Annotated in this window: 27 protein-coding genes, 1 tRNA gene and 1 other RNA gene; 12 read left to right on the top strand and 17 right to left on the bottom strand. The window is 64.0% G+C overall.

Annotated elements, in window-relative coordinates; all coding sequences use genetic code 11:
- The first annotated feature begins 13 nt into the window (after window positions 1–13).
- The gene (locus tag B3K53_RS15395; protein ID WP_292085457.1) at window positions 14–466 is read left to right on the top strand and encodes a hypothetical protein; all 453 of its coding nucleotides are present in this window, start codon (window positions 14–16) and stop codon (window positions 464–466) included.
- 14 nt (window positions 467–480) lie between these two features.
- Here the strand turns inward: B3K53_RS15395 and arfB are convergent, their stop codons facing one another.
- The 7 genes from arfB to B3K53_RS15430 all read right to left on the bottom strand — a co-directional run bounded on the left by arfB (window position 481) and on the right by B3K53_RS15430 (window position 6591).
- Window positions 481–882 (bottom strand): alternative ribosome rescue aminoacyl-tRNA hydrolase ArfB, encoded by a 402-nt coding sequence (gene arfB / locus B3K53_RS15400; RefSeq protein ID WP_292085458.1) that lies wholly within the window; start codon window positions 880–882, stop codon window positions 481–483.
- Window positions 879–1337 carry a YaiI/YqxD family protein gene (locus B3K53_RS15405; protein ID WP_292085459.1) on the bottom strand — a complete coding sequence of 153 codons (459 nt, stop codon included), beginning with the start codon at window positions 1335–1337 and terminating at the stop codon, window positions 879–881. The genes arfB and B3K53_RS15405 overlap by 4 nt, the downstream gene beginning before the upstream one ends.
- 84 nt (window positions 1338–1421) lie before the next feature.
- The gene (locus tag B3K53_RS15410; protein ID WP_292085460.1) at window positions 1422–2765 is read right to left on the bottom strand and encodes an amidohydrolase family protein; all 1344 of its coding nucleotides are present in this window, start codon (window positions 2763–2765) and stop codon (window positions 1422–1424) included.
- Between the two features lie 3 nt (window positions 2766–2768).
- Complete coding sequence (locus tag B3K53_RS15415) at window positions 2769–4259, bottom strand: amidohydrolase (protein WP_292085461.1); 1491 nt, start codon at window positions 4257–4259, stop codon at window positions 2769–2771.
- A gap of 87 nt (window positions 4260–4346) precedes the next feature.
- A complete protein-coding gene (locus tag B3K53_RS15420; protein ID WP_292085463.1) occupies window positions 4347–4628 on the bottom strand; it encodes a DUF167 domain-containing protein in 282 nt (93 codons plus the stop codon).
- Between the two features lie 269 nt (window positions 4629–4897).
- A complete protein-coding gene (locus B3K53_RS15425; protein WP_292085465.1) occupies window positions 4898–5827 on the bottom strand; it encodes an electron transfer flavoprotein subunit alpha/FixB family protein in 930 nt (309 codons plus the stop codon).
- Window positions 5827–6591, bottom strand: coding sequence for an electron transfer flavoprotein subunit beta/FixA family protein (locus B3K53_RS15430; RefSeq protein WP_292085467.1), 765 nt, complete (start codon window positions 6589–6591; stop codon window positions 5827–5829). Before B3K53_RS15430 ends, B3K53_RS15425 begins: the two co-directional genes overlap by 1 nt.
- A 124-nt stretch (window positions 6592–6715) precedes the next feature.
- Between B3K53_RS15430 and B3K53_RS15435 the strand changes: the two genes are divergently transcribed.
- Window positions 6716–7057: a hypothetical protein gene (locus B3K53_RS15435; protein WP_292085469.1), complete on the top strand. Its 342-nt coding sequence runs from the start codon at window positions 6716–6718 to the stop codon at window positions 7055–7057.
- A 75-nt stretch (window positions 7058–7132) separates the two neighbouring features.
- Here B3K53_RS15435 and thrS read toward each other — a convergent pair whose 3' ends face one another.
- The 4 genes from thrS to B3K53_RS15455 all read right to left on the bottom strand — a co-directional run bounded on the left by thrS (window position 7133) and on the right by B3K53_RS15455 (window position 10893).
- Window positions 7133–9073: a threonine--tRNA ligase gene (gene thrS / locus B3K53_RS15440; RefSeq protein ID WP_292085471.1), complete on the bottom strand. Its 1941-nt coding sequence runs from the start codon at window positions 9071–9073 to the stop codon at window positions 7133–7135.
- Window positions 9070–9318 carry a membrane protein insertion efficiency factor YidD gene (yidD, locus tag B3K53_RS15445; RefSeq protein WP_105562548.1) on the bottom strand — a complete coding sequence of 83 codons (249 nt, stop codon included), beginning with the start codon at window positions 9316–9318 and terminating at the stop codon, window positions 9070–9072. The genes thrS and yidD overlap by 4 nt, the downstream gene beginning before the upstream one ends.
- A gap of 81 nt (window positions 9319–9399) precedes the next feature.
- Window positions 9400–9870: an iron-sulfur cluster assembly scaffold protein gene (locus B3K53_RS15450; RefSeq protein ID WP_292085473.1), complete on the bottom strand. Its 471-nt coding sequence runs from the start codon at window positions 9868–9870 to the stop codon at window positions 9400–9402.
- A gap of 186 nt (window positions 9871–10056) precedes the next feature.
- Complete coding sequence (locus B3K53_RS15455) at window positions 10057–10893, bottom strand: tetratricopeptide repeat protein (RefSeq protein WP_292085474.1); 837 nt, start codon at window positions 10891–10893, stop codon at window positions 10057–10059.
- Between the two features lie 94 nt (window positions 10894–10987).
- On the opposite strand from B3K53_RS15455, the gene B3K53_RS15460 reads away from it, so the two are divergent.
- On the top strand, window positions 10988–12373 hold the full coding sequence (locus B3K53_RS15460; RefSeq protein WP_292085475.1) for a leucyl aminopeptidase family protein: 1386 nt from the start codon (window positions 10988–10990) through the stop codon (window positions 12371–12373).
- A 79-nt stretch (window positions 12374–12452) separates the two neighbouring features.
- Window positions 12453–13256 (top strand): C40 family peptidase, encoded by an 804-nt coding sequence (locus B3K53_RS15465; RefSeq protein ID WP_292085476.1) that lies wholly within the window; start codon window positions 12453–12455, stop codon window positions 13254–13256.
- Window positions 13257–13509: 253 nt separating this feature from the next.
- On the opposite strand, the gene B3K53_RS15470 is transcribed toward B3K53_RS15465, so the two are convergent.
- Complete coding sequence (locus tag B3K53_RS15470; RefSeq protein WP_292085477.1) at window positions 13510–14211, bottom strand: c-type cytochrome; 702 nt, start codon at window positions 14209–14211, stop codon at window positions 13510–13512.
- Window positions 14212–14354: 143 nt separating this feature from the next.
- Between B3K53_RS15470 and B3K53_RS15475 the strand changes: the two genes are divergently transcribed.
- On the top strand, window positions 14355–15077 hold the full coding sequence (locus B3K53_RS15475; RefSeq protein WP_292085480.1) for a 3-deoxy-manno-octulosonate cytidylyltransferase: 723 nt from the start codon (window positions 14355–14357) through the stop codon (window positions 15075–15077).
- Window positions 15078–15260: 183 nt separating this feature from the next.
- Here B3K53_RS15475 and nudC read toward each other — a convergent pair whose 3' ends face one another.
- A complete protein-coding gene (gene nudC, locus B3K53_RS15480; RefSeq protein ID WP_292085482.1) occupies window positions 15261–16178 on the bottom strand; it encodes an NAD(+) diphosphatase in 918 nt (305 codons plus the stop codon).
- Between the two features lie 73 nt (window positions 16179–16251).
- Between nudC and ffs the strand changes: the two genes are divergently transcribed.
- Window positions 16252–16345: signal recognition particle sRNA small type (gene ffs, locus B3K53_RS15485), an RNA gene on the top strand.
- A gap of 103 nt (window positions 16346–16448) precedes the next feature.
- Here the strand turns inward: ffs and B3K53_RS15490 are convergent.
- A complete protein-coding gene (locus tag B3K53_RS15490; RefSeq protein ID WP_292085483.1) occupies window positions 16449–16910 on the bottom strand; it encodes an Lrp/AsnC family transcriptional regulator in 462 nt (153 codons plus the stop codon).
- A gap of 213 nt (window positions 16911–17123) precedes the next feature.
- Here B3K53_RS15490 and B3K53_RS16225 point away from each other — a divergent pair, with 213 nt between their 5' ends.
- Entirely contained in the window at window positions 17124–17414 is a 291-nt protein-coding gene (locus B3K53_RS16225; protein WP_409515774.1) for an excalibur calcium-binding domain-containing protein, read from the top strand.
- A gap of 74 nt (window positions 17415–17488) precedes the next feature.
- Here B3K53_RS16225 and B3K53_RS15495 read toward each other — a convergent pair whose 3' ends face one another.
- A complete protein-coding gene (locus B3K53_RS15495; RefSeq protein ID WP_292085484.1) occupies window positions 17489–17968 on the bottom strand; it encodes a hypothetical protein in 480 nt (159 codons plus the stop codon).
- Between the two features lie 470 nt (window positions 17969–18438).
- On the opposite strand from B3K53_RS15495, the gene B3K53_RS15500 reads away from it, so the two are divergent.
- From B3K53_RS15500 to B3K53_RS15510, 3 genes are all read left to right on the top strand, one after another.
- On the top strand, window positions 18439–19785 hold the full coding sequence (locus tag B3K53_RS15500; protein ID WP_292085485.1) for a Fic family protein: 1347 nt from the start codon (window positions 18439–18441) through the stop codon (window positions 19783–19785).
- Window positions 19786–19918: 133 nt separating this feature from the next.
- Entirely contained in the window at window positions 19919–20464 is a 546-nt protein-coding gene (locus B3K53_RS15505; protein ID WP_292085486.1) for a recombinase family protein, read from the top strand.
- A 144-nt stretch (window positions 20465–20608) separates the two neighbouring features.
- Window positions 20609–21973 carry a recombinase family protein gene (locus tag B3K53_RS15510; RefSeq protein WP_292085685.1) on the top strand — a complete coding sequence of 455 codons (1365 nt, stop codon included), beginning with the start codon at window positions 20609–20611 and terminating at the stop codon, window positions 21971–21973.
- Between the two features lie 515 nt (window positions 21974–22488).
- Here B3K53_RS15510 and B3K53_RS15515 read toward each other — a convergent pair.
- The gene (locus B3K53_RS15515) at window positions 22489–23760 is read right to left on the bottom strand and encodes a hypothetical protein (protein WP_292085488.1); all 1272 of its coding nucleotides are present in this window, start codon (window positions 23758–23760) and stop codon (window positions 22489–22491) included.
- Between the two features lie 402 nt (window positions 23761–24162).
- Here B3K53_RS15515 and B3K53_RS15520 point away from each other — a divergent pair, with 402 nt between their 5' ends.
- Both B3K53_RS15520 and B3K53_RS15525 read left to right on the top strand, forming a co-directional pair.
- Entirely contained in the window at window positions 24163–24336 is a 174-nt protein-coding gene (locus B3K53_RS15520; protein ID WP_292085490.1) for a hypothetical protein, read from the top strand.
- A 16-nt stretch (window positions 24337–24352) separates the two neighbouring features.
- Complete coding sequence (locus B3K53_RS15525; RefSeq protein ID WP_409515775.1) at window positions 24353–25336, top strand: tyrosine-type recombinase/integrase; 984 nt, start codon at window positions 24353–24355, stop codon at window positions 25334–25336.
- Between the two features lie 47 nt (window positions 25337–25383).
- Here the strand turns inward: B3K53_RS15525 and B3K53_RS15530 are convergent.
- Window positions 25384–25458, bottom strand: a tRNA-Gly gene (locus B3K53_RS15530).
- Window positions 25459–25463 lie beyond the last annotated feature (5 nt).

A 25463-nucleotide genomic window follows, 5' to 3' on the forward strand; every position in this document is an offset into this window, starting at 1 on the left:
GAGCCTGCCGCCTATGAAGACCCGGATCTTCGCAGCCGCCGTGATGGGCGCGAGCCTGCTGGCCCTGCCTGCGGCGGCGCAGACGGCGGCGGCCACGCTCCCCAACAGCTTTGGCGAACCCGACGCCGTGCAGGCACCGCCGCCGGCCCCGGCCTCCGGCGAGGCGCCCGACATCGCCCGCACGCAAGGCGCGCTTCGCGCTGTGATCGCCTCGCTGCAATCCGACGAGATCGACTATTCGGTGTTCAGCCCCAGTCTGGCCGAGCAGATCCGCAGCCGGGCCGCCGAATTCGCCCCGCGCGTGCGGCAGCTCGGGGCCGTTCAGGTCATGGAGTATCGCGGCCAGCAAGACGGGGCCGAACTGTTCCGCGTGGTGTTCGAGAAGCAGGCCACCGATTGGGTTATCGCGTTCGACAACGAGGACCGGATCAACGCCCTGCTGTATCGCCCGGCGCGCGGCGACTGACGCGGATCTGAGCCTCAGTCCAGCGACGGCTTGCCGCGCCCGCTCTTGATGCTTGAGCGGGTGGATTTGGCCTGCAACCGTCGTTCCTTGGACGCCCGCGTCGGTCGGGTCGGCACGCGATAGACCGGCTTGATCGAGGCCTCGGCCACCATCTCGTCCAGCCGGGCGATGGCGTCGGCCTTGTTGCGTTCCTGGGTGCGGAAGCGGACGGCGGTGATCAGGATGACCCCGTCCAGCGTCAGGCGACTGCCCGCCAGCTTCATCAGCCGCGCCTTGACCGGCTCGGTCAGGCTGGGCGAGTTCTTCACGTCGAACCGCATCTGAACGGCGGTTGAAACCTTGTTGACGTTCTGGCCTCCGGGCCCGCCCGCGCGGAAGAATCGGAACTCCAGCTCATCCTCGGGAATACGGCTCACAGGTTGACTTTCCGTGCACGGACGACCGCCGTATCAAGGGCTTGCAGGAAGCGCGAGCGGTCGGCGTTGGAGAAGGGCGGCGGGCCGCTGGTGGCCACGCCGATGGAGCGCAGATGCTCGCCCACCATGCGCCCGGCCAGGGCCGAGCCGATGGAGTCGGGGGTGAAGGGCTGTCCGTTGGACTTCAGCGCCTGGGCCCCGGATTTCAGACAGCGGTCGGCCAGGGGAATGTCGGCGGTGACGACGATGTCGCCGGTGACGGCGCGCTCGGCGATCCAGTCGTCGGCCACGTCAGGCCCGGCGTCGACCACCACCTGTTCGATCATCGGTTCGCGCGGGACATTGATCCAGGCGTTGGACACCACAAAGACCTTGAGCCCGTAGCGGCGGGCCACGCGATAGACCTCCTCCTTTACGGGACAGGCGTCGGCGTCGATGTAGAGGGTGGTGGGCATGGGCCCCTTCTATCCGGCCTGAGCCGCATACGAAAAGGGCGCCGGTCCTGCGACCGGCGCCCTCAACCTCATAAGGCTCGCGCCCTACTGCGGATAGGCCACCGGCATGGCCCCTTCGCCGCCGGTGCGATAACGGTCGCGCAGCAGCAGGTTGCGGGCCTGCAGCGGCTGCTCCACGCCGTCGATGAAGACGGCCGAGGGCTGGCTCAGCGGCTCCAGCGGATCGCCCGACCAGACCACCACATCGCCCGCCGCGCCCGGCTTCAGCTCGCCGAACTGGCCGTCGAAGCCGAAGATGCGGGCCGGATTGACCGTGATCGCCTGGATGGCGGCCGCGAAGGGCAGGCCGTGCGAGACGGCGTTGCCGGCGTTGTAGCGGATGTCGCGGGCGCGATGGGTCGAACCTTCATTGCCCTTGATGGCGATGACCACGCCCGCCGCGTTCAGCGCCGCCGCGTTCTGCATCCGCGCCGCCCGCATCTCGAAATTGCCGGGCAGGTTGGTGATCGGGTGCAGCAGGACCGGGACCCTGGCGGCCGCGATCTCGTCGGCGACCAGCCAGCCTTCGGCGGCGCCGTCGAGGATGACCTTGACGCCCTCCTCGCGCGCCAGACGCAGGACCTGCTGGATGTCCGAGGCGCGGTTGACGCTGACGATCAGCGGCATGGCGCCGTTAGCCACCGGGATCAGGGCCTCCAGGTCGGCGCGCGACAGCGACAGGTCGCGCAGCGCGGCGCGGTCATAGGCGGCCTTGTTGCGGGCGTAGAGGCGGACCTCAGCCAGGGTCTCCTTGAACAGGACGAACTCGGCCCCGCGCGCGCCGCCGGCGACGCCCTTTCCGGCCTCGCCGAAGGGCGCGACCATGGCCACGCGCGGCTTCACCAGGATGTCGGCGCCGCCCAGCTTGATCACCGCCGCCTGGCCCGCGAACAGGCCCGGCGACTGATAGCCGCCGTGACCGGCCCCGGCGAAGTCGCTGTCGTCATGGCTGTGGCCGCCGCCCGAGCCCGCGTGCTGGGGCGTGACCACGGCGCGGGTGACGCCGCCGAGGCGGGCGACAGGCAGGGTGAAGGACCAGGGATCCAGACCATAGGAGAGGTCGAAGGCCGCGCTGAGGGTATTGGCGCTGTTCGACAGGTCGTTGGAGCCGCGCACCGAGCCGACTTCCGAACCTCCGAGGCCGGAGTCCACGGCGACGAAGCCGGGGGTCACGATCTTGCCGCGCGCGTCGATGGCGCGCATTCCGGCCGGGGCCGCGCCGGTCCCGACGGAAACGACCCGGCCGTTGCGCACGACCACCGTGCCGTTCTCGATCACCGAGGTGCCGGTCAGGACCCGGCCGCCGGTGATGGCGACGTCCTGCGCCGCTGCGGGACCGACGAGGGCGAGGGCTGCGACAGCGCCCGCGAGAAGGGTTTGGATACGCATGGTTCAGCGAGCTCCCTGGGCGACGCCGGCGGCGGACTGGCCGAAGCCGGGCTGGCCCAGTTCGAAATCGGATACGGGCTGGAAGGCGGGGTTGGACCGGTCGAAGGCCAGGCCGCCGTCGATGAAGACCTGATCGGCGCGGGCGTAGACCGAGAAGGGATCGGCGCTCCAGATCACCACGTCGGCGCGCTTGCCGGGCTCCAGCGAGCCGGTCTCCTTGTCGATGCCGATCGAACGGGCGGCGTTCAGGGTGATCCAGCTGATGGCGTGCTCTTCCGAGATGTTCATCCCGGCGCGGCGACCGGCCGACAGGGCGGCGGCGGCTTCCTGATTGAGGCGCTGGGTCAGTTCGGCGTCGTCGGAGTGGATGACGGCGCAGGAACCCTCAGGCGCGTCGGTCAGGGCGGCGTTTTCCTCGATGCCGTCTAGAGCCTCCATCTTGAAGCCCCACCAGCCGGTCCACATGGCGGCGCAGACGCCTTCACGCGCCAGAAGCGGCGCGATCTTGTAGGCCTCGACGGCGTGGTGGAAGGTGGTGACCTTGTAGCCGAACTCCTTGGCCACATCGAGCATGACCGCCATCTCGTCGGCGCGGTAGCAGTGGTTCTGGACCAGGATCGACCCGTCCAGGACGCCCGCCAGGGTTTCCAGCTGCAGGTTGCGGGTCGGGGGCGTGCCTTGACCGGTCTCGCGCCACTTGTCCCACTTCTCCTTGTAGTCCCGAGCCGAGATGAAGGCGGCGCGATAGCCGGCGACATTGCCCATGCCGGTGGCCGGCGACTGGTTGCGGCCGCCATAGACGCGCGACGGGTTCTCGCCGCAGGCCATCTTCAGGCCATAGGGAGCGTTCGGGAACTTCATGCCCTGCATGGTGACGGACGGCACGTTGCGCACCGTCACGCCGCGCCCGCCGAACAGGTTGGCCGAACCGGGCAGGATCTGGAGCGTGGTCACGCCGCCGGCGCGGGCGGTGTTGAAGCCGGGATCCTGCGGCCAGATCGAATGCTCGGCCCAGACCTGGGCCGTGTTCGGGTTGGTGGCCTCGTTGCCGTCGCTCATGCCCATGACGCCGGGCGAGGGATAGACGCCGAGGTGGCTGTGGATGTCGATGACGCCCGGCGTGACGTAGCGGCCGCGCGCGTCGACCACCTTGTGGCCCGCCGGAACAGGCGTGTTCGCCCCGCCGACGGCGGCGATGCGGCCGTCGGTGACGATGACCACGCCGCCTTCGATCTTCTGACCCGTGCCGGTCAAGACCGTGGCGCCGACCAGGGCCAGGTTCTCGCGCGGCAGGCCGCGATAGGTCGAGGGATAGGGGTCCGTGTTGGCCCAGCCGTCCAGGCCGGGGGCCATGGTGCGGTCTCTGGGCGCGGCCGAGGCCGTCTCGGTCTTCGGCTTGGCGTCGCCGGTCGTGGCGCAGGCCGACAGGCTGAGGGCGCCGAGCGCGCAGGTGAGGACAGCGAGGCTCGGGCCCCGCAGACGGTTAAGCAACATGGGCGAGACCCCCTCGCGCCCGCATGCGGCGGGCTGACAACGGGACGGCATACAAAGGGGGTTCAGCGTCGCCGTAAAGGGGAATTGTCAGGAGCCGGACAAGCGGTCGCGGACCTCGGCCTCGTCCAGCCCCTCGATCTCGATCATCTTGAGCCGCGACTGGCCGCCGCGCGCCAGGGTCACGTCGCGCTTGGGCACGCCCAGGGCCTTGGCCAGAAAGGCGGTCAGGGCGGCGTTGGCCTCGCCCTCAACCGGCTGGGCGCGGACGCGGATCTTGAGCACGGGGCGGCCGTCGGGGTCCACGTCCCAGCCGTCGATGCGGTCGGCGGCGGCGCGCGGCGTCAGCTTGATGGCGAGGCGGGCGGTCATGAGAGGTGTTTGGCCCAACTGAACGCCTACTCCAAGGCTCCGTCATCCTCCGGCCAGCCGCGCAGCGGCGCAGACCGGGGGACCCAGCGGCGCCCGGAGGGCGACAAACCCGCGCGCTGGGTTTTCAGCGAAGATCGCCTTCGGCGCCGCTGGGTCCCCCGGTCTCGCTCCGCTCGCCGGAGGATGACGAAGGGAGGAATGGCGTCCAAAAGAAAACGCGCCGGACGGTCTCCCATCCGGCGCGCTTCATGTTCAGCCTATGAAACCGATCAGCCCAGGGCGGCCATCAGCTCCGGCACGGCGGTCTTGTAGTCGGCGACCAGGCCGTAGTCGGCGATCTGGAAGATCGGGGCGTCGGCGTCCTTGTTGATGGCGACGATGACCTTGGAGTCCTTCATCCCGGCCAGGTGCTGGATGGCCCCCGAGATGCCGATGGCGATGTAGAGGGCCGGGGCCACGACCTTGCCGGTCTGGCCGACCTGATAGTCGTTGGGGGCGTAGCCCGCGTCGACCGCCGCGCGCGAGGCGCCGATGGCGGCGCCCAGCTTGTCGGCCAGGGGCTCCATGACGGCGTGGAACTCTTCGGCCGAACCCAGGGCGCGACCGCCCGAGACGATGATCTTGGCGGCGCCCAGTTCGGGGCGGTCCGACTTGACCATTTCCTCGGAGACGAAGGCGGTCTTGGGCGCCTCGCCGGCGGCGACGGTCTCGACCGAGGCCGAGCCGCCTTCACCAGCGGCGGCGAAGGCCGTCGGGCGCACGGTGATGACCTTCTTGGCGTCGGCGGACTGCACGGTTTCCAGGGCGTTGCCGGCGTAGATCGGGCGCACGAAGGTATCGGCCGAGACGACCTCGACGATGTCCGAGATCGGGGCGACGTCCAGCTTGGCGGCCAGACGCGGGGCGAAGTTCTTGCCGTCCGTGGTGGCGGGCGACAGGACGGCGTCGTAGCCGGCGGCCAGCGGCAGGACGGTGGCTTCGACGGCTTCGGCCAGACCGTGAGAAACGGCGTCGCCCTCGGCCAGCAGGACCTTGCGCACGCCCGTGATCTTGGCGGCGGCGTCGGCCACGCCCTTGGCGTTCTTGCCGAGGACCAGAACATCCACGTCCGACGACAGGGCCAGGGCCGCCGTCACGGTCTTGTGGGTGGTGTCGCGAACGGCCGAGCCGTCGTGGTCGGCGATGACGAGAACGGCCATTACAGAACCCCTGCGTCTTTGAGCTTGGAAACCAGTTCGGCCGCGTCGGCGACCTTGACGCCCGCCGAACGCTTCGGCGGCTCCGTCACCTTCAGGACCTTCAGGCGATCCGCGACATCGACGCCGTAGTCGGCGACCGCCTTGACCGCGATCTCCTTCTTCTTGGCCTTCATGATGTTGGGCAGGCTGGCGTAGCGGGGGGTGTTCAGGCGCAGGTCCACGGTGACCACGGCCGGCAGGGTCGCCGCCACGGTCTGCAGACCGCCGTCGACTTCGCGCGTCACGGTCGCCTTGCCGCCGTCAATGACCAGCTTGCCGGCGAAGGTGGCTTGCGGCCAGTCCAGCAGGGCGGCCAGCATCTGACCCACGGCGTTGTTGTCGCCGTCGATGGACTGCTTGCCCATCAGGACCAGATCGGGCTTCTCTTCATCGACCACCGCCTTCAGCAGCTTGGCGACGGCCAGCGGCTCCAGGTCTGCGTCGGACTGGATCAGCAGGCCGCGGTCGGCGCCCATGGCCAGGGCGGTGCGCAGGGTTTCCTGGGCCTGGGTCACGCCGATGGAGACGACGACGATTTCCGTCGCCGTGCCGGCGGCATGGTGTTCCTTGCCTTCCTTCAGACGCACGGCCTCTTCGACGGCGATCTCGTCGAAGGGGTTCATGCTCATCTTGACGTTGGCCAGATCGACGCCGGTCTGGTCCGCCTTGACGCGGGCCTTGACGTTATAGTCGATCACCCGTTTCACCGGGACGAGTACCTTCATGAGCCTATCCACTTGGTCATCGAAATATGGCCCGAGGGATTGGACCGGGGAAACCGGCCTGTCAACGTAACGCTACGTGAACTGCGGTCGTGTCGCGGACGCATTTTTGATCTATGAGACCTGCATGAAACGCTTCCTGACCAATAGCCGCCTGAACATCCTGTTCTTCAGCCTGTTCGCCGTCATGGTGGCCGGGGTCTTCGTCTTCCAGCACTTCTGGATGGAGCCGGGCGAGCGCTGCGAGGCTGAAGGCAAGTGGTACGACATGGAAAGCCGCATCTGCGCCCAGCCCATCTCGATCGCCGAGATCACCGGCCGCCCCATCGGCGTCAGCCGCGCCGAGGCCTCGGCCGAGAAGAACAGGGAGCTGGTCGAGATCGAGGATCAGCTGAACGCCCAGAAGCGCGCCCGCGACGCCGCGACCGAAGCCGAGCGCGCCCGCGTCGCCGCCCTGCAACAGCGGTAACCCCTCTTCCCCGAGGGCGGGGAGGGATAGGTCAAAGAAAAACGCCCCGGCCTTTCGACCGGGGCGTTTTCATGTTCAGGCCTGACCGTCGCGGATGCGCTTCAGGTCCGGCGCCAGGGCCTCGTCGGTCAGGATGGCGATGGCCTCTTCGACGGTGACGATGGTCTGGGCCTGGCTGCCCAGGCGGCGGATGGCGACCTTGCCTTCCTCGGCCTCCTTGCGGCCGACGACGGCGATGGCGGGCACCTTGCCGACCGAGTGTTCGCGGATCTTGTAGTTGATCTTCTCATTGCGCAGGTCGATCTCGGTGCGCAGGCCCGCGGCGCGGAACTTGGCGACCACTTCCTCGGCATAGCCGTCGGCGTCCGAGGTGATGGTGGCCACCACGGCCTGGGTCGGCGCCAGCCACAGCGGGAAGGCCCCGGCGTAGTTCTCGATCATGATGCCGATGAAGCGCTCGAAGCTGCCCAGGATCGCGCGGTGCAGCATGACCGGGCGGTGCTTCTGGCCGTCCTCGGCGATGTAGGTCGCGTCCAGACGGTCGGGCAGGACATAGTCCAGCTGGATCGTGCCGCAGGTCCATTCACGGCCGATGGCGTCCTTGACGATGAAGTCCAGCTTGGGCGCGTAGAAGGCGCCGTCGCCCTCGGCGATGACCGGCTCGACCCCGGCGGCGCGGGCGGCCTCGGCCATCTGGGCCTCGGCCTTGTCCCAGAACTCATCCGACCCGGCGCGGACGTCGGGACGGGTGGCCAGGTTGATGTAGGCCGTCTCCATGCCGAGGTCGGCATGGACGCTCTTGGCCAGCTTGATGAACTCGGCCGTCTCGTCGACGATCTGGTCTTCGCGGCAGAAGATGTGGGCGTCGTCCTGGGTGAAGCCGCGCACGCGCATCAGGCCGTGCAGCGAACCGGACGGCTCATAGCGGTGGCAGGCGCCGAACTCGGCCATGCGCAGCGGCAGTTCGCGATAGGACCGCTGGCCCTGATCGAAGATCTGCACGTGGCCGGGGCAGTTCATCGGCTTCAGCGAAAGGGTCTCGCCCTCCACCGTCTCGCAGACGAACATGTTCGGGCGGTACTTCTCCCAGTGGCCCGAGGCTTCCCAGAACTTGCGGTCCAGCACCTGGGGCGTCTTGACCTCGACGTAGCCGGCGGCGTCCAGACGGCGGCGCATATAGGCCTCCAGCACGCGCCACAGGACCCAGCCCTTGGGGTGCCAGAAGACCATGCCGCGGCCCTCTTCCTGCATGTGGAAGAGCTCCATGGCGCGGCCCAGCTTGCGGTGGTCGCGCTTCTCGGCCTCCTCGATGCGCAGCAGATAGGCGTCTAGGTCGGCCTGGGTCGCCCAGGCGGTGCCGTAGATGCGCTGCAGCTGGGCCTTGGACGAGTCGCCGCGCCAGTAGGCGCCGGCCAGCTTGGTCAGCTTGAAGGCCTTGCCGACGAACTTAGTGGTCGGGAAGTGCGGCCCCCGGCACAGGTCGGCCCATTCGCCCTGCTTGTAGACGGTGATGGTCTCGGTGCCCGGCAGGTCGCGGATCAGCTCGGCCTTGTAGGTCTCGCCCACCGATTCGAAATGCTTGATCGCTTCGTCGCGATCCCAGACCTGACGCTCCAGCGGGGCGCCCCGGTCGATGATCTCGCCCATCTTCTTTTCGATTTTGGCGAAGTCGTCGGTCGAGAAGGGCTCATCGCGGGCGAAGTCGTAATAGAAGCCGTCCTCGATGGCCGGGCCGATCGTGACCTGGGTGCCGGGGAAGAGCTCCTGCACCGCCTGGGCCAGGACGTGGGCGGCGTCGTGACGGATGGTCTCCAGCGCTTCGGGATCGTCACGCATCAGCAGGCGGAACTCGCCGTCGCCGTCGATGACGCGGTCCAGGTCGCGCTGCTCGCCGTTCCAGACGACCAGGGCCGCCTTCTTGGCCAGCGAGGGCGAGATGGCGGCGGCCACGTCGCGGCCCGTCGAGCCGGCCGGATACTGACGCACGGCGCCGTCGGGGAATTTCAGTTCGATCATGACGGTCGTTCTTTTTCGATCTTGGCGGGCGGCACGGGATCATAGCCCGAACCGCCGAAGGGATGGCATTTACAGAGACGGCGCACGGTGAGCCATCCCCCCCGAACCGGCCCGTGCTGGAGCAGGGCGTCGCGCCCATAGTCCGAACAGGTCGGCAAAAACCGGCACGACTGGCCGAAGAAGGGGGACAGCGTCACCTTGTAGCCCCGATGGGCCGCGCGGACGCTGCGTTCGTAGAGAGACATCTGTCCCTTCGCCGGGGGCTCTGTTTCGGGTTCGCGCCGCTTATCCCTCTTCATCGCAGGGGGATCAACCGGACGAAGCCTTCAGGCCGCGCCGGCGAGGCGAGTTCGCGTATCGCTGTGGTGTTTCGCCAACGCCTGATTGACCGCGTCGAGCGTGGCTTCCAGCGCCACCATGGTCGAGGCGTGACGCGCCGGATAGTCGGCGACCTGCTTGAGAACCCGCAGCCCCTCGAAGCGCCCGACCGGGCCCTCCCCGCCGGATTTCAACATGGCCAGCATGGCGTCACGGGCCTCGACGATTTCGTGGGCCGATGCGCCGAGGATGCTCTCGCCCACCACGCCCGCCGCCGCCTGGCCCAGGGCGCAAGCCTTCACCGTCTGGGCGAAGTCGCTGATGCGGCCTTCGCTGTCCAGCGTCACGTCGACGATGGCCTTCGACCCGCACAGCTTGGCCACGCGCTCGGCGCTGCCTTCCGGCTCAGCCAGCCGCCCGCTGTGCGGCAGGTTGGCCGCCAGCGACAGGATGCGCGCGCTGTAGAGGTCGTCGATCATGGGCGGAAGATAGGGCCGATAGATGCAAGAGAGAAGATGCGATCCTCCCTTGTGAGCGAGCGAAACGGGGGAGGGGGACCATGCGCAGCATGGTGGAGGGGGCGAAGGGCCGAGCGCGGGGGTTGGGGGCTTGCCCCCTCCACCGCTTCGCGGTCCCCCTCCCCCGCTGCGCAGGGGAGGATTGAATCAGCCGCCCTGAACCGAGGACCAGGTGCGGGCCGGGCCGGCGGTTTCAGCCGCCGCGACGGGCGCGGCGCCGGACGCCGCCGCCGTCCGCTCCGCCAGCCAGCGCAGGTTGGCGTCGGCGGCCTCGGGCGGCAGGTCGCGGCGCAGGATGGCCTCGGCCTCGGCGGTCTTGCCCTGCAGGCCCAGCGACAGGGCCAGGTTCTGGCGCACCTTGAGCGTCGCGGTCGGCTGGGCGGCGGCGCGGCGCAGCAGGATCTCGGCCGAGGCGGCGTCGCCTTCGCCCATGCGGGCGATGGCGGCGTTGGTCAGGACGTCGGGATTGTCGGGCGACAGACGCAGGGCCTCGGTCCAGGCCGTCTTGGCGTCGTCGGGACGGCGCACCTGCTGATAGGCCACGCCCAGCAACGACAGGGGCCTCCAGTCGCGCGGCGCGGCGGCGCGGGCCTGCTCCAGCGTCGCGATGCCGTAGAAGGCCTGACCCCGCGCGATGTGGGCGCGGCCCACCTCCAGCATGGCCTCAAGATTGGCGGGCTGGACGGTCAGGACGTTCTGCGCCGTCCCGGCGGCCTGATCGAACTGACCCATTTCGCGCAGGGCCTGGGCCATGCGGACCCCGGCGACGGGGTCCATGGGATTGATCTGCTGTTCGTTGGACCAGAAGACCGAGCGGCTGAGGGCGTCGGCGCGGTCATAGCTGGCCCGTGTCGCGGCGTCGGCGGGCTTGCGCGCCGGAGCGGCGGCGGTCGTCGGGACAGGGGAGGTCTGGGCCTGAACGGCGCCCGACAGAGCCCAAAGGGCCAGCGTCATGGTTGCGGCGGCGGCGGCGGTGCGCGACATGGAGAGGGTCCGGACGGTTTCCTGCGGCCCCAGGGTCGCGCCTTCGGGTCAAGGTTTGGTTAATCGGCCTTAACGGCCGGAAAGGCTCGCCCCCATGTCCGTCGTTCACTCCGACCTGCTGATCGCCGCTTCCGACGCCGCACGCCCCGTGCGTGTGGTCAAGACCGGGCAGGCGCTGACCGGCAAGTCCGCCGTCTGGGCCGAGGCCAACGGCTTCACCGGCAAGGCGGGCCAGCTGCTGATCGTCCCCGGCGACGACGGCGCGGCGGCCGAGGCCCTGTTCGGCGCCGGCGAGGCCTTCGAGCCGATGAGCGCACGGTCGCTGCCGACGCGCCTGCCCGCCGGCGACTGGCGGCTCGACGGCGTCGAGGGCGAGACGGCGACGCAGGCCGCCCTGGCCTTCGCCCTCGGCGGCTATCTGTTCGACCGCTACAAGGCCCGGCCCGAGCGCGGCCGCGCCCGTCTCGTGGCCCCCGCCGGTCTTGACCTGATCGAGACCCTGAACATCGCCGCCGCCGCCGCCCTGGCCCGCGAGATGGTCGACACTCCCGCCGCCGACATGGGGCCGCTGCAGATCGAGACCATCGCGCGCGAAATCGCCCAATCGGCGGGGGCCGTTCTGACTGTCGTCACCGGCGACGCCTTGCTGGAAGACAACTACCCGGCCGTCCACGCCGTCGGCCGCGCCGCCGCCCCGCACCGCGCCCCGCGCGTCGTCGAGATCGGCTGGAAGCTGGACCGGACCGACCTGCCGCTGGTGGCCCTGGTCGGCAAGGGGGTGGTGTTCGACACCGGCGGTCTGGACCTCAAGCCCGCCGCCGGCATGCGCAACATGAAGAAGGACATGGGCGGCTCGGCCCATGCCCTCGCGCTCGGCCGACTGATCATGCAGGCCGACCTGCCGGTGCGGCTCGTGGTCCTGGTCGCCGCCGTCGAGAACGCGGTGTCCGCCGACGCCTTCCGCCCCGGCGACATCCTGTCCAGCCGCAAGGGACTGACCATTGAGATCGGCAATACCGACGCCGAAGGCCGCCTGATCCTGGCCGACGTCCTGACGCGGGCGGGAGAGCACAATCCTGACCTGACACTGGACTTCGCCACCCTGACCGGCGCCGCGCGCATGGCGCTGGGGCCCGAACTGCCGCCGCTTTACACCGACGACGAGGCCCTGGCCGAGGGCATTCTCAGCGCCGGGCGCGCGGTGGGCGATCCCCTGTGGCGGATGCCGCTCTGGGCCGGATATCGCGCCTCGCTGGACAGCGAGATCGCCGACGTCAGGAATGATTCCGCCGCCTGGGCCCAGGCCGGATCGGTGACGGCGGCCCTGTTCCTGCAAAAGTTCGCGCCGACGACCGGATCATGGGCGCACATGGACATCTTCGCCTGGAATCCGCGCGCCCAGCCGGGGCGCCCGGAGGGCGGCGAAGCCCAGGCCCTGCGCGCCTGCTACCGCTACCTGCGCGACCGATTCGCGAAATAGCCAAGGCTGTTAACGCCCGATTTGGCTTCGGAGTTTACATATGACGGTTCACCCGCGTGAACCGACGCCGAGGCCCTGTTTGTCCGACCTTCTGGCCCTTCTCCCGCCCGGCCCGCCTCTGATCCTTCGGGACGGAGAGCGGATCGTGCTGGCCGAACAGGCGCTGGAAGGCCTGATGCCGGCCGAGGCCTATGTGCGGCTTGAACCCATGCATTGCCGGGTGCCGATCGCCGACATCCTGTCGGACGCGGATCAACGCATCGACCAGCTTCTGCACGGCGAGGCCTTCGACGTCCTGCATCGTCAGGACGACCGGGCCTGGGGGCGCGCCCGTCGCGACGGCGTCGTCGGCTGGGTGGCGCTGGAGGTCCTGGCGTCCGGCGCGCCCCTGGCCCGTCGTCGGGTTTCCTCCGTGTCCGCCGTCCTGCCGCTGAACGCCCTGGTGGGCGAGGCCGCTGAAGGCGTCAGCGAGGCCGATCTGCAAGCCGTCGGCGACTTCGAGCGCGAGCCGGTGGCCGTGGCCGAACGTCTGCTGGGTCGCCCGCACGCCCTGGGCGCCCGCTCCTCGTTCGAGACCGACTGCTCGGGTCTGGTGCAGCAGGCCTTGCTGGCCTGCGGTCTGCCCGGTCCGCGCCGCTCCGACGCCCAGGCCGACCTCGGTCGCCCCATCGCGCGCGCAGAGGCCCGGCGCGGCGATCTGGTCGTCTGGATGGCGCCGAACCGCGACCACGACTGGACCGGCCACTCGGCCATCATGGTCGACGCCGATCAGGTCATTCACTCCACCGGCGTGCGCGGCGGCGTGGTCATCGAGACCCTGGCCGAGGTCGAGACCCGCCTGACCGGCGAAGGCTTCGCGTTTGCGGTTTTCCGGCGGATCTGAATTTTCAATCCTCCCCTGCGAAGCGGGGGAGGGGGACCATGCGCAGCATGGTGGAGGGGGCGAAAGCAAGGGCGCCTGATCACGATGGGCGTCTGGTGCTTCCAAGTATCGAAGGTTGCAACTGTAGCCGCCCCCTCCACCGCTACGCGGTCCCCCTCCCCCTCCCCCGTTTCACCGGGGGGAGGATCAGACCCCCGAACGCAGAAAAGGCGGCCCGAAGGCCGCCTTTCCCGTCGTCTTGAATATCTGACGCTTAGGCCGTCGGAGCGCTGGTCGCGGCCGGCGGGGCGGCCGGGGTGGCCTGGGTCGTGGCCGGAGCCGCGCCCTCGGCCGCCGGAGCGGCGGCGCCTTCGGCCGCAGCCGCGCCTTCAACCGCCGGAGCCGCAGCCGCGCCCGGTTGACGGGCCGGGTCCGAAGCCGGAATGGCGACGCCGCCCGAGCCTTGGGTGCGCAGCCAGGCGATCAGGTTGATGCGGGTCTTCTCGTCGCGGATGCCGGCGAAGGACATCTTGGTGCCCGGGACGTAACGGCCCGGCGCGGTCAGGAAGTGATCCAGTTCGTCATAGCCCCAGGTCGGAGCCTCGGCCTTGTGCTTGGCCATGGCGTCCGAATAGGCGAAGCCGGCGCGGTGCATGACCGGACCGCCGAGGACGCCGTTCAGGTTTGGACCAATGCCGTCGGCGCCGCCCGCATTGGCGGTGTGGCAGGCCTGGCAGCGCGCGAAGGCGGCTTCACCGGCGGCCAGGTCGGCGGTCGGCAGGACCGTGCCCCAGTCGATCGGGAGGGCGGCGGGCTCGGCGCCCGCGGATTCTTCCGGCGCGTCCACAAAGTAGCCCATCTTTTCCGGCTGCTTGGTGTGATAGACCATGCCCGAAACTTGCTGGACCACCAGGATCACAAAGGCGGTGCCCAGGCACGCGCCCATAATCTTGTTCCACTTCAGATCGCCGCTCATGCGCGTCGTCGCTTCCCGTCTCTAATGAGCCCCCCAACCGCGAAGCGGCCTCAGGCATTCTTGCGTCGGCGTCTCTTACACGCTAGCGCGACCTTCGCAACCGGCCCGGGCGTTTCCGGGCGTCGCAGGACGTCGTCAAGTCGATGAATCCGCTGATAATGATACCCGCTCGCATGGCGGCGACCCGTTTGCCGAACAAGCCGCTGGCCGATATCGGCGGCAAGCCCATGATCGTGCGGGCCTGGGAGCAGGCGGCCCTGTCCGGCTTCCGCGTGGCCGTGGCGGCGGGCGATCCCGAGATTGTCGAGGCGGTCGAGGCGGCGGGCGGTCTGGCCGTTCTGACCGATCCCGACCTGCCCAGCGGCTCCGACCGTATCCGCGCGGCGGTCGAGGCGGTCGATCCTGACGGCGCCCACGACCTGGTCATCAACATCCAGGGCGACATGCCCTTCGCTTCGCCGGATCTGGCGCGGGCCTGCGCCGATCTGCTGGCGCGCGAATCGGCCTGCGACATCGCCACCCTGGTCGCGGCCGAGGCCGACGTCTCGGACCGGACCAATCCCGACGTGGTGAAAGCCGTCCTGGCCCTGCCGGAAGGCGGAACCAGCGGCCGCGCCCTCTACTTCACCCGCTCGGCGCTCTACGGGGACGGTCCGATCTGGCGCCACGTCGGCATCTACGGCTACCGCCGCGAGGCTCTGATGCGCTTCTGCGCCGCCCCGCCCTCTCCGTTGGAGAAGCGCGAGAAGCTGGAGCAACTGCGGGCGTTGGAGATGGGCCTGCAGATCTGGGCCTCGGTCATCGACGAAGCCCCGCTGTCGGTCGACAATCCGGCGGATCTGCAAGCGGCAAGGAAGCTGGTCTGATCCAACCTTCCTTCTCCCCTTGAGGGAGAAGGTGGGGCCGAAGGCCTCGGATGAGGGGTATCGACGCGACGCTTGAATTCAGCGTCGCCCAGCCGTCGAAGTCATTTGTCGGACGCCGAAGCGCTCACACCCCTCATCCGTCTCGCTGCGCGAGCCACCTTCTCCCTCAAGGGGAGAAGGTCTCTATTCTTGCGCCCACGCCTCCAGCAGCCGCCGCGCGATCGCGAACGGCGGCGGAGCGTGGATCGACCCGTGCGTGCCCGCCAGCACCGCCCGCGCTTCGCCTCGCGTCAGCCAGGCCACGGCCTCCAGCTCGGTCTGGTCCGGCGCGGCGTTGTCGTCCGTGACCTCGGCGATCAGGCCGATCATCAGCTGGGCCGGGAAGGGCCAGGGCTGACTGGAATGGTAGGCGACGCTCGACACCGTCAGGCCCGCTTCCTCCATCACCTCGCGGGCGCAGGCTTCCTCGATGGATTCGCCGGGCTCCATGAAGCCGGCCAGGGCCGACATCCGGCCCTCGGGCCAGATCGCCTGGCGCCCCAGCAGACAGCGGGGTTCGGCGCCGCCCTTGTAGACCGGCAGCATGATGACGACCGGATCGACGCGCGGAAAATGCTCGACCCCGCAGGCCGGGCAGACCCGTCGCCACCCGCCCGAGGCCTGATCCGTCGCCTTGCCGCAGGCGGCGCAGAATCCATGGCGGCGGCGCCAATCGAACAGGCTCTTGGCCGTGCCCGCTATCGCGACATCGGCTTCCGGCAGGGCGGTGGCGGCCGCGCGCATCTCGATGAACTGACCCAGGCCCCCGGCGGGGCCTGTGGTGGGGTCGATCGAGCTCTCGAACTCGACCGCAAAGACCGGCGCGCCCTTCCACAGACCGAGGAAGACGTCGCGGTCGGGAACCAGATCGCGTCCATGCCCCAGTGAGAGCCAGACCAGGCGCTGCCCGCCCTCATGATCCTCGACCAGGGGCCGCCCCTCCCACAGCACCATGGCCAGGGCCTCGGGATTGGCCTCCTGCTCGCCCAGCCAGGCGGCGTCGTTGCGAAGGTCGCCCGAGCGGTCGAGCGGATTGCCGGAGAAGACGTTGCGATAAGGCATGGCGCTTCATACCCCCGACAAGACGACGCGGGGAGGGGTCTTGATTCCCGCGTCGCCAACCGTCATATCCCTCCTCGGAGATCGCGGGCGAAGGCTTCGCCAATCTGGTCAGGGCCGGAAGGCAGCAGCCACAACGAATTCCCCTTCGGGTCGCGGTCTCCACCCTCTCATGAAATTTGGCGCTATCGTCGATCACGCGGTGATCGGCTGCTTGAGCGCGCAATGACGGCTAACGTTCGTTGTGCGGCGGCTCGCGGCGTGAGCGCGGCCTCAGATCGGCAGCGCCGTGGTGCACTTGATCTGTTCCATGGCGAAAGACGAGCTGACGTCCACCAGCGGGGCGATCTGGATCAGGCGCTTGTAGAAGCGGTCATAGGCGGCGATGTCGCTGACGACGACCTTGAGCAGATAGTCGGTCTCGCCGCTCATCCGATAGAATTCGACGACTTCCGGCATGGCCGACGCGCCCTGGGCGAATCGCTCCAGCCATTCGCCGTCGTGGTGGCGGGTGCGGATGGCGACGAAGACCACCAGCACCAGATCCAGCTTGTCGCGGTTGAGCAGAGCCACCCGGCGCTCGATGAAACCCTCGTCCTCGAGGCGACGCACCCGTTTCCAGCACGGGGTCTGGGACAGCCCGACCCGCTCGGCCAGCTCGGCGATGGTCAACGACCCGTCGGCCTGCAACTCGCGCAGGATGCGAAGATCGGACGGATCGAGAGAATGCTTCACCGGACAGCCCCGCTAAGCCCCCGTCGGGACAGCCCATCGACGCGGAACTGGAGCGGCCGGCGGGAATCGAACCCGCGACATTCAGCTTGGGAAGCTCGATGTTTCATCGGAAAATCAGGCCACTAGGTGCAAAACAGGCGCTAAGGACGCCGTTAGGTGTCAATAGGTTAGCTTAGCGCCGCAAAACTGCAGCAACCTATTTGACCCCCGATTATGGCTCGTACACGCCCCCAGAAGCGCAAACTATCGGTCGAGACCGCTCTTGCTGGTGTGCTGTGCATTGGCTTGTTTGGAGCGGTGGTTCTGTGGCCCGAAAAGCCGACTTATGAGCGACCCTTCACGCCCACAGAGAAGGTGAGGCATGTCCTCGCCAAGCCAAACTGTTCTGCTGCGCGTCTGATGCGCCTAGCTCCTGCTAGAAGGGGTGAGCCGGGCTACCATCTGGAACATGACAGAGATCGTGACGGCTGGGCCTGTGAACTCATGCCTCGTAGACGAAGATAAGCAGACAATGCAAAAGGCTGCCCGAAGGAGGGCCTCAGACTTTTATCGCCTACTAGGAATTCCCAAGGACACGGTCAGCGGAGCCGAATGACCCTGATCGGCTTATCCATCCCTTCAACCTGCATCATGAATCGTCCATCAGCTCGGAAGATCACAACGTCGGGGCTGTAGGCGTAGCGATACTTGTAGTCGTGTTCTGCCTGCTGCCAAATCTGGCCGTTTGTGAGCTTGAAGACCGTATCCCCTTCCCAGCCTGAAAATTCGCCGTCGATCTTTGATTCGATCGAGCCGTCGATATGCCTAATGCTCAATCGCTTATCGTCGATAATCAAACTTCCACGGCTGGGACAGACCACGACGGTTGGATAGTACTCGTACAGGTACTCGTACTCATGCTGAACCTGCCAAAGCGTGCCGTCTTGAAGGCGAAAAATCTCGTTGTGGTTGCCCATGAAAGGAGAGGGAGTGCGGATCGTGCTCTCGTAGCAGTCCTGAGCGTTCGACGGCGTGGAGGTAGCAAAGCAGACTGCAGCTAGCGCAGCCAAGAGGATCAAGCGTCCCTGCATAATCGCCCCCACTTAAGACGTGAATTAATGAGACGGCGAAGTTCAACGCCGATTGGTCACTTTTGATTCGCACCGCCCATCAGAGAACATGAATATCTGACGGTGAGCAACCAGATCGCTCATAAGGGCTAGGGGGCCCCTCCCCCCAAAGTTCATAGGGTCCGAGCGCGAACCACCTCCTTAGGCGGCTTGAGGCGCAGGCTTATCGCCAAGGCTCGCACGCGCCCCACACGGCGAAAATGCCAGAACGTTTCAAGAACTAAAACCTATAAAAGTTATCCCACTGATTTTACGAAATAATTTTAGATTTCGCTGCACCTTGTTTATCATCTATAAACGTCATATCGCCTTGAGGGGATGGCTCCGTTAACGATATCAAGAAATCCTTATAAGATTTATCTTGTTGTTTTAACGAAGATTTTTCCGGTCCGCCGGCGAAAACGATATGGTCTATAAAAATGAAAATCCCGGCTCGTCCCCCTAAGCTTTACGAGACATTCGAGCGTATCGCTAAGCAGGACCCATCCCGCCTCGCTCGACTTTTGGCCAATCCCAGCATGGTCGACGAAAAAGGCCGTTATCTCCACTGGGACGATTTTCGCTTCAAGCTTGGCGTTGAGGGCATATCTTCGGAAGAAGCGTGGGTTGCCCTTAAGATTGCACGCAACGCCGCCTCCCAAAAAATTGGGATCACGGACACAAAGGGCACTGAATTCACGTTCTCAGAACCGCCCAAGCTGAAAGAAACTCTACGCCACTTGGATATGAACGCCGGGGGATCGCTAGCCTCGGACCAGCAGTCCTTAACGTCGGGCGAAGGAAAGCTCTATCTGACTCAATCGTTAGCTGAAGAGCCATTTGCAAGCTCTCTAATCGAAGGAGCAGCTACCACTAGACAAATAGCGAAAAAGCTTATTTTTGAAGGACGCTCGCCAAGAACCAAAGATGAGTTAATGGTTCTAAACAACTATCGTGCGCTAGAATTTGTAAAACAGAGAAAGGATGATCCCCTTACGATAGGCATGATCCTAGAGCTGCATAAGCTTGTTACAGACGGGACCATGGATAATCCGCGCGATTCAGGTCGCGTAAGATCGTCTGATGACGTCCAAGTAGTTGACGATAGTTCTGGAGAAATTCTCCATCAGCCTCCATCACATCTCGAACTAAGCTCAAGATTGGTGGATCTGGTCAATTTTGCCAATTCATCTAACCACGGCGGACTTTGGATTCACCCACTCGTTAGGGCATTTATACTTCATTTTCTTCTGTCGTATGAACACCCATTCGTTGATGGAAATGGACGCGTAGCAAGAGCACTTTTCTACTGGCTGGCTATCCGAGAAGGGTATTGGCTAATTGAGTATGTTTCTATTTCTAGCGTAATAGCTGAATCCAAAATTCAGTACGGAAAATCATTTCTTCACGTCGAGACCGACGATGCTGACCTGACATACTTTCTAATTTATAATGCTAAAATTTTAGAGACAGCGATTTCACGACTTATTTCATATGTTGATAGAAGAAAGAACGAGCTCTCTGCCTTCGAAAGTCGCCTATCGGATCGTTCACAAAGGGACGGATTCAACCATCGTCAGTCTTGGGTATTGAATGAGATGGCTCGCGGCAGATTGCCAAGGATAAATATTTCTACTCACGCTGATCGTCAGGGCGTCGCCTACCTCACGGCTAGAGCGGACCTTGAAGACCTGACAGTGCGCGCCCTTCTCCGAAAGACGAAAGTCGGCAGAGAGTCAATTTACTCGCCTGCCCGCGATTTGTTGAGCCGCCTTACGACGGGATAGGCGCGCCAACGTATCAATAACGCATACCCATCTGAGCCATCGGCATGAGACAGCTTTAGCGTCCCAATAGGGTTGACTGGCAATTTTGGACACCTCATAGTCCGATGGTCTAGAACCTATTGGGACAGAGGCCATGGCTACCATTGGATATGCGCGGGTTAGCTCCACAGGTCAGTCGCTAGAGCTTCAGCGCGAACAACTTGTTGCGGCGGGCTGCGAGAAGGTCTTCGAAGAGAAGCGGAGCGGGGGCAGTCAGGAGGGGCGCCAGCAGCTAGCCCTAGCTCTCGACTATGTGCGCGAGGGAGACGTATTGATCGTCACTCGTCTAGACCGTCTTGCTCGCTCAATGATCGACCTTAGGGAGCTAGTTGATCGCCTCACCGCGAAGAAAGTCGAGTTCAAAGCCCTTCAACAAGGAGCCATCGACACAACCACGTCGTCAGGGCGCCTCATGCTCAATATGCTCGCCAGCTTCGCAGAGTTCGAACTGGACCTCAGGCACGAGCGTCAGCGGGAAGGTATCGATAAGGCCAAGGCTGAGGGTCGGTACAAGGGACGCAAACCCTCTGTGCCCGTTGATCAGGTGAAAGCTCTACACGCCGAGGGTATCGGACCTGCTGAGATCGCTCGTCGTCTGAACGTCGGAAGGGCCAGTGTCTATCGGGCCATCGCATCTTAGCGAACTAGGAGCGGGCATTCTGATGTTGGCTTGGAGTGGAAAGCGGAACCTCGCTCGACGTACCGCTTTCGAGTCCTTCTAGACCTGAGCATTGGAGACCTGCGCCATTCGCGTTCAGCTGTCGCTATCAGAAGGGACGTGAAGGTGACACCAGCGGCGCAGTACCTTCGCATGTCCACGGACCACCAGCGTTACTCGCTGAGCAACCAGGCCGCCGCCATCGGCGCCTACGCGATCAAGAATAATCTACTCATTGTCCGCACATTCGAGGATGCTGGCAAAAGCGGTTTAACTCTCAGGGAGCGTTCGGGGCTCCAAGCGCTCTTGGCCGAGGCTGTTTCTGGCAAGGCGGAATTTGCCAAGGTGTTGGTCCTCGATGTCAGCCGTTGGGGGCGCTTTCAGGACCCAGATCAAGCGGCTCATTACGAGTTCATCTGCCGCGAGGCTGGCGTGGAGATTATCTACGTTGCCGAAGCGTTCGCCAACGACGGCTCGACCATGTCGTCCGTGGTCAAGCATCTGAAGCGGGTGATGGCGGGAGAGTACAGCCGCGAGCTTGGTGAGCGCATCAGAGCCGGGAAGCGACGGCAGGCTCCTCAAGGCTTCTTCGTAGGGGGAAGGCTTCCTTATGGCGTGTGCAGCCAGTTGGTCGATGCCAATGGTGAGGCTCTGGGAGCAGATCGACTCGGCCAACGAAAAAACCTGCGGGACGAGCGGTCGATCTTCATTTGGGGGCCGTCGGAAGAGATCACGACTATTCGGACCGTTTTTCGCTGGTTCGTCGATGACCACCTCACCCTCGCGGGTATCGCGCGGCGGCTCAACGCTGCTGGAATAAAACCCCGCAATGCGCAGACGTGGGCTCCGTCTACGGTCCGTTTTGTACTGACAAATGAAATGGCGATTGGATTCTTCGTTTATGGCAAATCATCCAGTCGCCTAAAGGGTCGTAGGACCTATGCTGCCCCTGAGGATTGGCTTCGGGTCCGCGTGTTCAAGCCGATAGTTTCGAGGCAAATTTTTGATCGGGCTCGGGAGCGGCTCCAGAAGCGTTGGGGCCGCAACATCTTCTTACCTGACGAAATGCTGGCGGCGCTTGCATGCCTGCTTAAGCAAGAAGGCCGTCTGACAACCCAACTGGTTAAGGACAGCCGAATAACGCCTAGTGTCGCGGCCTATCGTAACCATTTCGGTAGTCTCGAAGAGGCGATGAGGCGCATCGGCTATCGTAGAAAGATTGGCGCTTTCGCTAAAGGACAGCAAGCGATGCCGTCCAAAGCAGAGATGATCGAACTATTGAAAGCCCTGTACAATCGCCATGGATTTCTAACGGTGGACCTAATCAATCGAGATAGGGCGGTCCCATCGGCCACGGCATATGCGAAATGGTTTGGTTCCATGACCGCTGCTTACGCGGCGGCGGGCTACAACGTGGACCATAGACAAGCCATATTGAACGGTAAGGCTCGGAAGCGAGCGACTTTGACCCCGCCGAATGGGGTGGGCTAGATTCACGATCAAGCACGTTTGTCGAGCTGAGAAGGTCGTTTGGCGGTTTGCGCGGTTAGGTAGCGTGAGCCAAGCGGGCGCGCGTTACCGCCACAGTGGGTGAGTCGGACGTTCGAAACGCGTCAAAAGTGCCTATACTCAGGTTGTTTGAAGGCGATCTTAGCTTCCCAGCTTCTGGGGGTTATCGAGACTCAGCAATCTCAACCCCCACCCCCTTTTGTGAAGGGGGAATAAGCGCGACAAAAATTGCAACGTCGTGTGGCGAGGCTCTGGGCCGAGCAATGCCCGTAAAGCCCCTTTTCCGGGCCGTACAGCCGCATCACGACCGTTCTGGCAGTCAACCTCCACGTCGGTCGTGATTGGCGTGAGCGAGTCTAAAATCGGCCTCAGGGAGTGTGGGGGGGTTGACTAAATATCAGGCTCTAGATAGCTGCGATTTATGCTTATGCCTTCCAGTAATGAACCTAAGCCGAAGCAAATAACTATATTATAATGTGTAAATCGCTGAAGGAATGTTAAATAAAGCCAGTCACATTGCAACAATTGCAATGAATGACAATTTGTTGATTAAAATTAGCCTCATACTCAGAGAGCATTATCTCTCTCAGCCGGTCGTGATGTGGCTCGGGAACGATGAAGCTGTCATGCACGGGTAGGCAGGCAATACCCTCATCCAAGCATCGATTGATCACCGATAGGGCGAGAGAGCTGTCTAGATATTGAAGTTTCAGGCTAGCATCGGAACTGAAGCAATCGGATATGGCTGTATGCATCGCCTTCATTGCATATAGATATAGGTGAAATTGATCCCTATTTGAAAAATACTTCTGCGTCTCTTTGTCGAATTTCAGCCCGCCCTTTACGGGTTTCTTCCCACTATTATTGATCAGCCGGTTGAATTGGACCTTCCCCACTTCGCGAGGAATATCGAAGCCGGGGACGATGTAGGGATCGAAATCTAGAGAAAGACCCTTCTGCGCATAGAGCATGGAAGGTTGAATGGCTCCGTAGTCCAGTTCCACCACAGCCTCTCCGTTGATCGTCAGGCCAAGCCGCGCCTCTTGAGGGAGGTTCTGCCATGCGCTCCCATACAGGCGACCTCCACGCTCCCACGTTCCTTTGAAGATGCGGGTTAGATAGACCTTGCCGGGATCGTAGCCCTTTACGTTGAGTTCGGTCCGTCCGGCTTCAGTGGCGCGCTGCCTCGCCAGTTCCAATGCTGAAGCTGTCAGCTTGATATCGACGTGTGCAACCCGCTCGTTAAACCGACGCACAATGGCATCCTCCGACGCTACCTCATCGGGCATGACCTGATCTGTGGTTGGATCGTTCAGGACGGTGGTGATCTCAGGCGCATGAACCAGCATTGCAGAGGTTAGGCCGCACTTCGTGGCGAGGGACTGAGCGGCGACGAGGGGATGTATCCGCGTGACCTGCCCATCTCCTTGCTCCTTGTCGAAGAAGCCCTTTTGGACCGCGATAAGTCCCGCCTTTTCGGCGCTATCCCTAATGTCTGCCAGTGCCGTCACGCTAAGCGGTGAGCCCACGTAGGTTTTGGTGCGAAACGTCAGAGGAATCCCCTCCTGAGCCCAGATCGGCATCAGGGCCTGCTGGGCCAGCACCGCCGAGAATGCCAGCAGGGTAGCCTCGTACCGCTTCTGATCGTCAGGCTTTCTAGCTTTCTTGCGGTTCTGGTGGGGCGCAATCAGCCCCTCGATCTGGTTCGCGAACTCGCAAAGCTGGGCGCTAGGCTCGCTGCACTCTTTGAGGATGAATCTGGCGCTCAACGCACAATCCCCCGCGACATTTTGAGGGCGACCGCCACGAAAGGAAGGCTAGGTCTAACCAGATTGACGACAGTAATGCTGGCGAAACTCTCGTTGCAGTTATTGCAATAAGAATTTGAGTAATATTTCCTCATGATCGGTTCCTAATAGTATAAAGATTGAAAAATCCGCCTCTCGCCGCAAAAATCATGTTGATTTGAGGCGTGTCGGCGCGTATATACCGACAAGCTGGACGGGGCAATACCAATCCAACCAGCCAAACAAGCGAGATTTCCTTCTTAGTACTACTAAAAACAATAGTCTGATTACTAATATAAGCATTGGCCCCGACTTTTAGTCGTGGGCTTTTTTTCATTTTACAGGACCATGCAGCAAGCTCAGCCCCGCAAAAAAAGACCAGTGGTGAACGCCGCCAATGTCGATAAAATTCTGCGTTCGCTGTCTGAGCGGGGCCAATCGCCAACATCGGTGATCCTCGCTCCAGACGGCCATGTGACGCTCGTTCTAGACGGCCAAGGGCCGAGCCCCGACGCCTTGGAAGCCGAACTGCGAGAATGGGAGAACCGCCATCGCTAAAATCGACCTCAAAGGCGTGTACGTAGTCACCGCCAAGGGCCGTACCTATCACTATGCATGGAGAGGTAGAGGAGCCCCCCGCCTTCTCAGCAAGCCCGGAACCCCGGAATTCATTGCGGAGCTAAACGAGGCTCTGGCGACGCGTAGGCAAACTCCCAAGCATACAGTCGCTTGGCTATGCACCTGCTTTAGGGGAAGTGAGGATTACACTACGCTGGCAGCTAGCACCCGACGCCAGTGGACGCCTTGGATCGACCGTATCCAAGAGCACTTCGGAACTCTCTCTCTTAGGCAGTTCGACCGGCCTCAAATCCGAGTGCACATTCGAAAATGGCGCGACCAATGGCGCGCGACACCACGCACCGCCGACTACGCCGTTCAAGTGCTCTCACGGTTGCTCTCCTATGCCGTAGGAGAGGGCCATATTCAGGCTAACCCCTGCAAAGGCATTCCAAGCCTCTACAGGGCCAATCGTTCGGAGATCATCTGGACTCAGGAAGACATTCAGAAGCTCTGCAACGTCGCCTCTCCAGAGATTAGCTGGGCTGTTCGCCTTGCTGCACTGACCGGCCAACGGCAGGGCGACCTACTGAAGATGGCATGGTCTCACGTCGGTCTGAATTCCATCGAGTTTACGACTGGCAAGAGCCGGAACCGTCGAACCGTTATCATACCAATTTATCAGGAATTGAGACAATTGCTCGACAGCATCCCCAAACGCGCAACGACGATCCTGACCAACTCTGACGGACTTCCTTGGCGCTCAGGCTTCGGGTCGAGCTGGAACAAAGCCCTGAAGAAGTCCGGCCTGAAGCTTCACTTTCACGACCTAAGAGGGACTGCGGCAACCCGGTTTTACGGACGCCTGACCGTGCAAGAAATCGCAATGGTGGTGGGCTGGTCAGAAACCCGAGTGGATCGAATGATCGACCGCTACGTCAAAAAGGACGAGCTGCTGCGGGACACCATCCGCCGACTCGAGAACGGTCCAAGAACGTAAACTGCAAAACCGGGTGCAAAACGGGCACCCAAAAATCCGCTAAGTGTTGGAGCGGCCGAGGGGAATCGAACCCCTGACATTCAGCTTGGGAAGCTGACGTTCTACCTCTGAACTACGACCGCGCTGG

Origin of the sequence: Brevundimonas sp. UBA7506 (assembly GCF_002479495.1) — a bacterium.
GTDB lineage: Bacteria > Pseudomonadota > Alphaproteobacteria > Caulobacterales > Caulobacteraceae > Brevundimonas.

Excerpts from the sequence above, each read along its gene's own strand:
- B3K53_RS15395 (WP_292085457.1), top strand. The coding sequence starts at position 14 with ATGAAGACCCGGATCTTCGCAGCCGCCGTGATGGGCGCGAGCCTGCTG.
- B3K53_RS15405 (WP_292085459.1), bottom strand. The coding sequence starts at position 1,337 with ATGCCCACCACCCTCTACATCGACGCCGACGCCTGTCCCGTAAAGGAG.
- B3K53_RS15410 (WP_292085460.1), bottom strand. The coding sequence starts at position 2,765 with ATGCGTATCCAAACCCTTCTCGCGGGCGCTGTCGCAGCCCTCGCCCTC.
- B3K53_RS15415 (WP_292085461.1), bottom strand. The coding sequence starts at position 4,259 with ATGTTGCTTAACCGTCTGCGGGGCCCGAGCCTCGCTGTCCTCACCTGC.
- B3K53_RS15420 (WP_292085463.1), bottom strand. The coding sequence starts at position 4,628 with ATGACCGCCCGCCTCGCCATCAAGCTGACGCCGCGCGCCGCCGCCGAC.
- B3K53_RS15425 (WP_292085465.1), bottom strand. The coding sequence starts at position 5,827 with ATGGCCGTTCTCGTCATCGCCGACCACGACGGCTCGGCCGTTCGCGAC.
- B3K53_RS15430 (WP_292085467.1), bottom strand. The coding sequence starts at position 6,591 with ATGAAGGTACTCGTCCCGGTGAAACGGGTGATCGACTATAACGTCAAG.
- B3K53_RS15435 (WP_292085469.1), top strand. The coding sequence starts at position 6,716 with ATGAAACGCTTCCTGACCAATAGCCGCCTGAACATCCTGTTCTTCAGC.
- thrS (WP_292085471.1), bottom strand. The coding sequence starts at position 9,073 with ATGATCGAACTGAAATTCCCCGACGGCGCCGTGCGTCAGTATCCGGCC.
- yidD (WP_105562548.1), bottom strand. The coding sequence starts at position 9,318 with ATGTCTCTCTACGAACGCAGCGTCCGCGCGGCCCATCGGGGCTACAAG.
- B3K53_RS15450 (WP_292085473.1), bottom strand. The coding sequence starts at position 9,870 with ATGATCGACGACCTCTACAGCGCGCGCATCCTGTCGCTGGCGGCCAAC.
- B3K53_RS15455 (WP_292085474.1), bottom strand. The coding sequence starts at position 10,893 with ATGTCGCGCACCGCCGCCGCCGCCGCAACCATGACGCTGGCCCTTTGG.
- B3K53_RS15460 (WP_292085475.1), top strand. The coding sequence starts at position 10,988 with ATGTCCGTCGTTCACTCCGACCTGCTGATCGCCGCTTCCGACGCCGCA.
- B3K53_RS15470 (WP_292085477.1), bottom strand. The coding sequence starts at position 14,211 with ATGAGCGGCGATCTGAAGTGGAACAAGATTATGGGCGCGTGCCTGGGC.
- B3K53_RS15475 (WP_292085480.1), top strand. The coding sequence starts at position 14,355 with ATGAATCCGCTGATAATGATACCCGCTCGCATGGCGGCGACCCGTTTG.
- nudC (WP_292085482.1), bottom strand. The coding sequence starts at position 16,178 with ATGCCTTATCGCAACGTCTTCTCCGGCAATCCGCTCGACCGCTCGGGC.
- B3K53_RS16225 (WP_409515774.1), top strand. The coding sequence starts at position 17,124 with ATGGCTCGTACACGCCCCCAGAAGCGCAAACTATCGGTCGAGACCGCT.
- B3K53_RS15500 (WP_292085485.1), top strand. The coding sequence starts at position 18,439 with ATGAAAATCCCGGCTCGTCCCCCTAAGCTTTACGAGACATTCGAGCGT.
- B3K53_RS15505 (WP_292085486.1), top strand. The coding sequence starts at position 19,919 with ATGGCTACCATTGGATATGCGCGGGTTAGCTCCACAGGTCAGTCGCTA.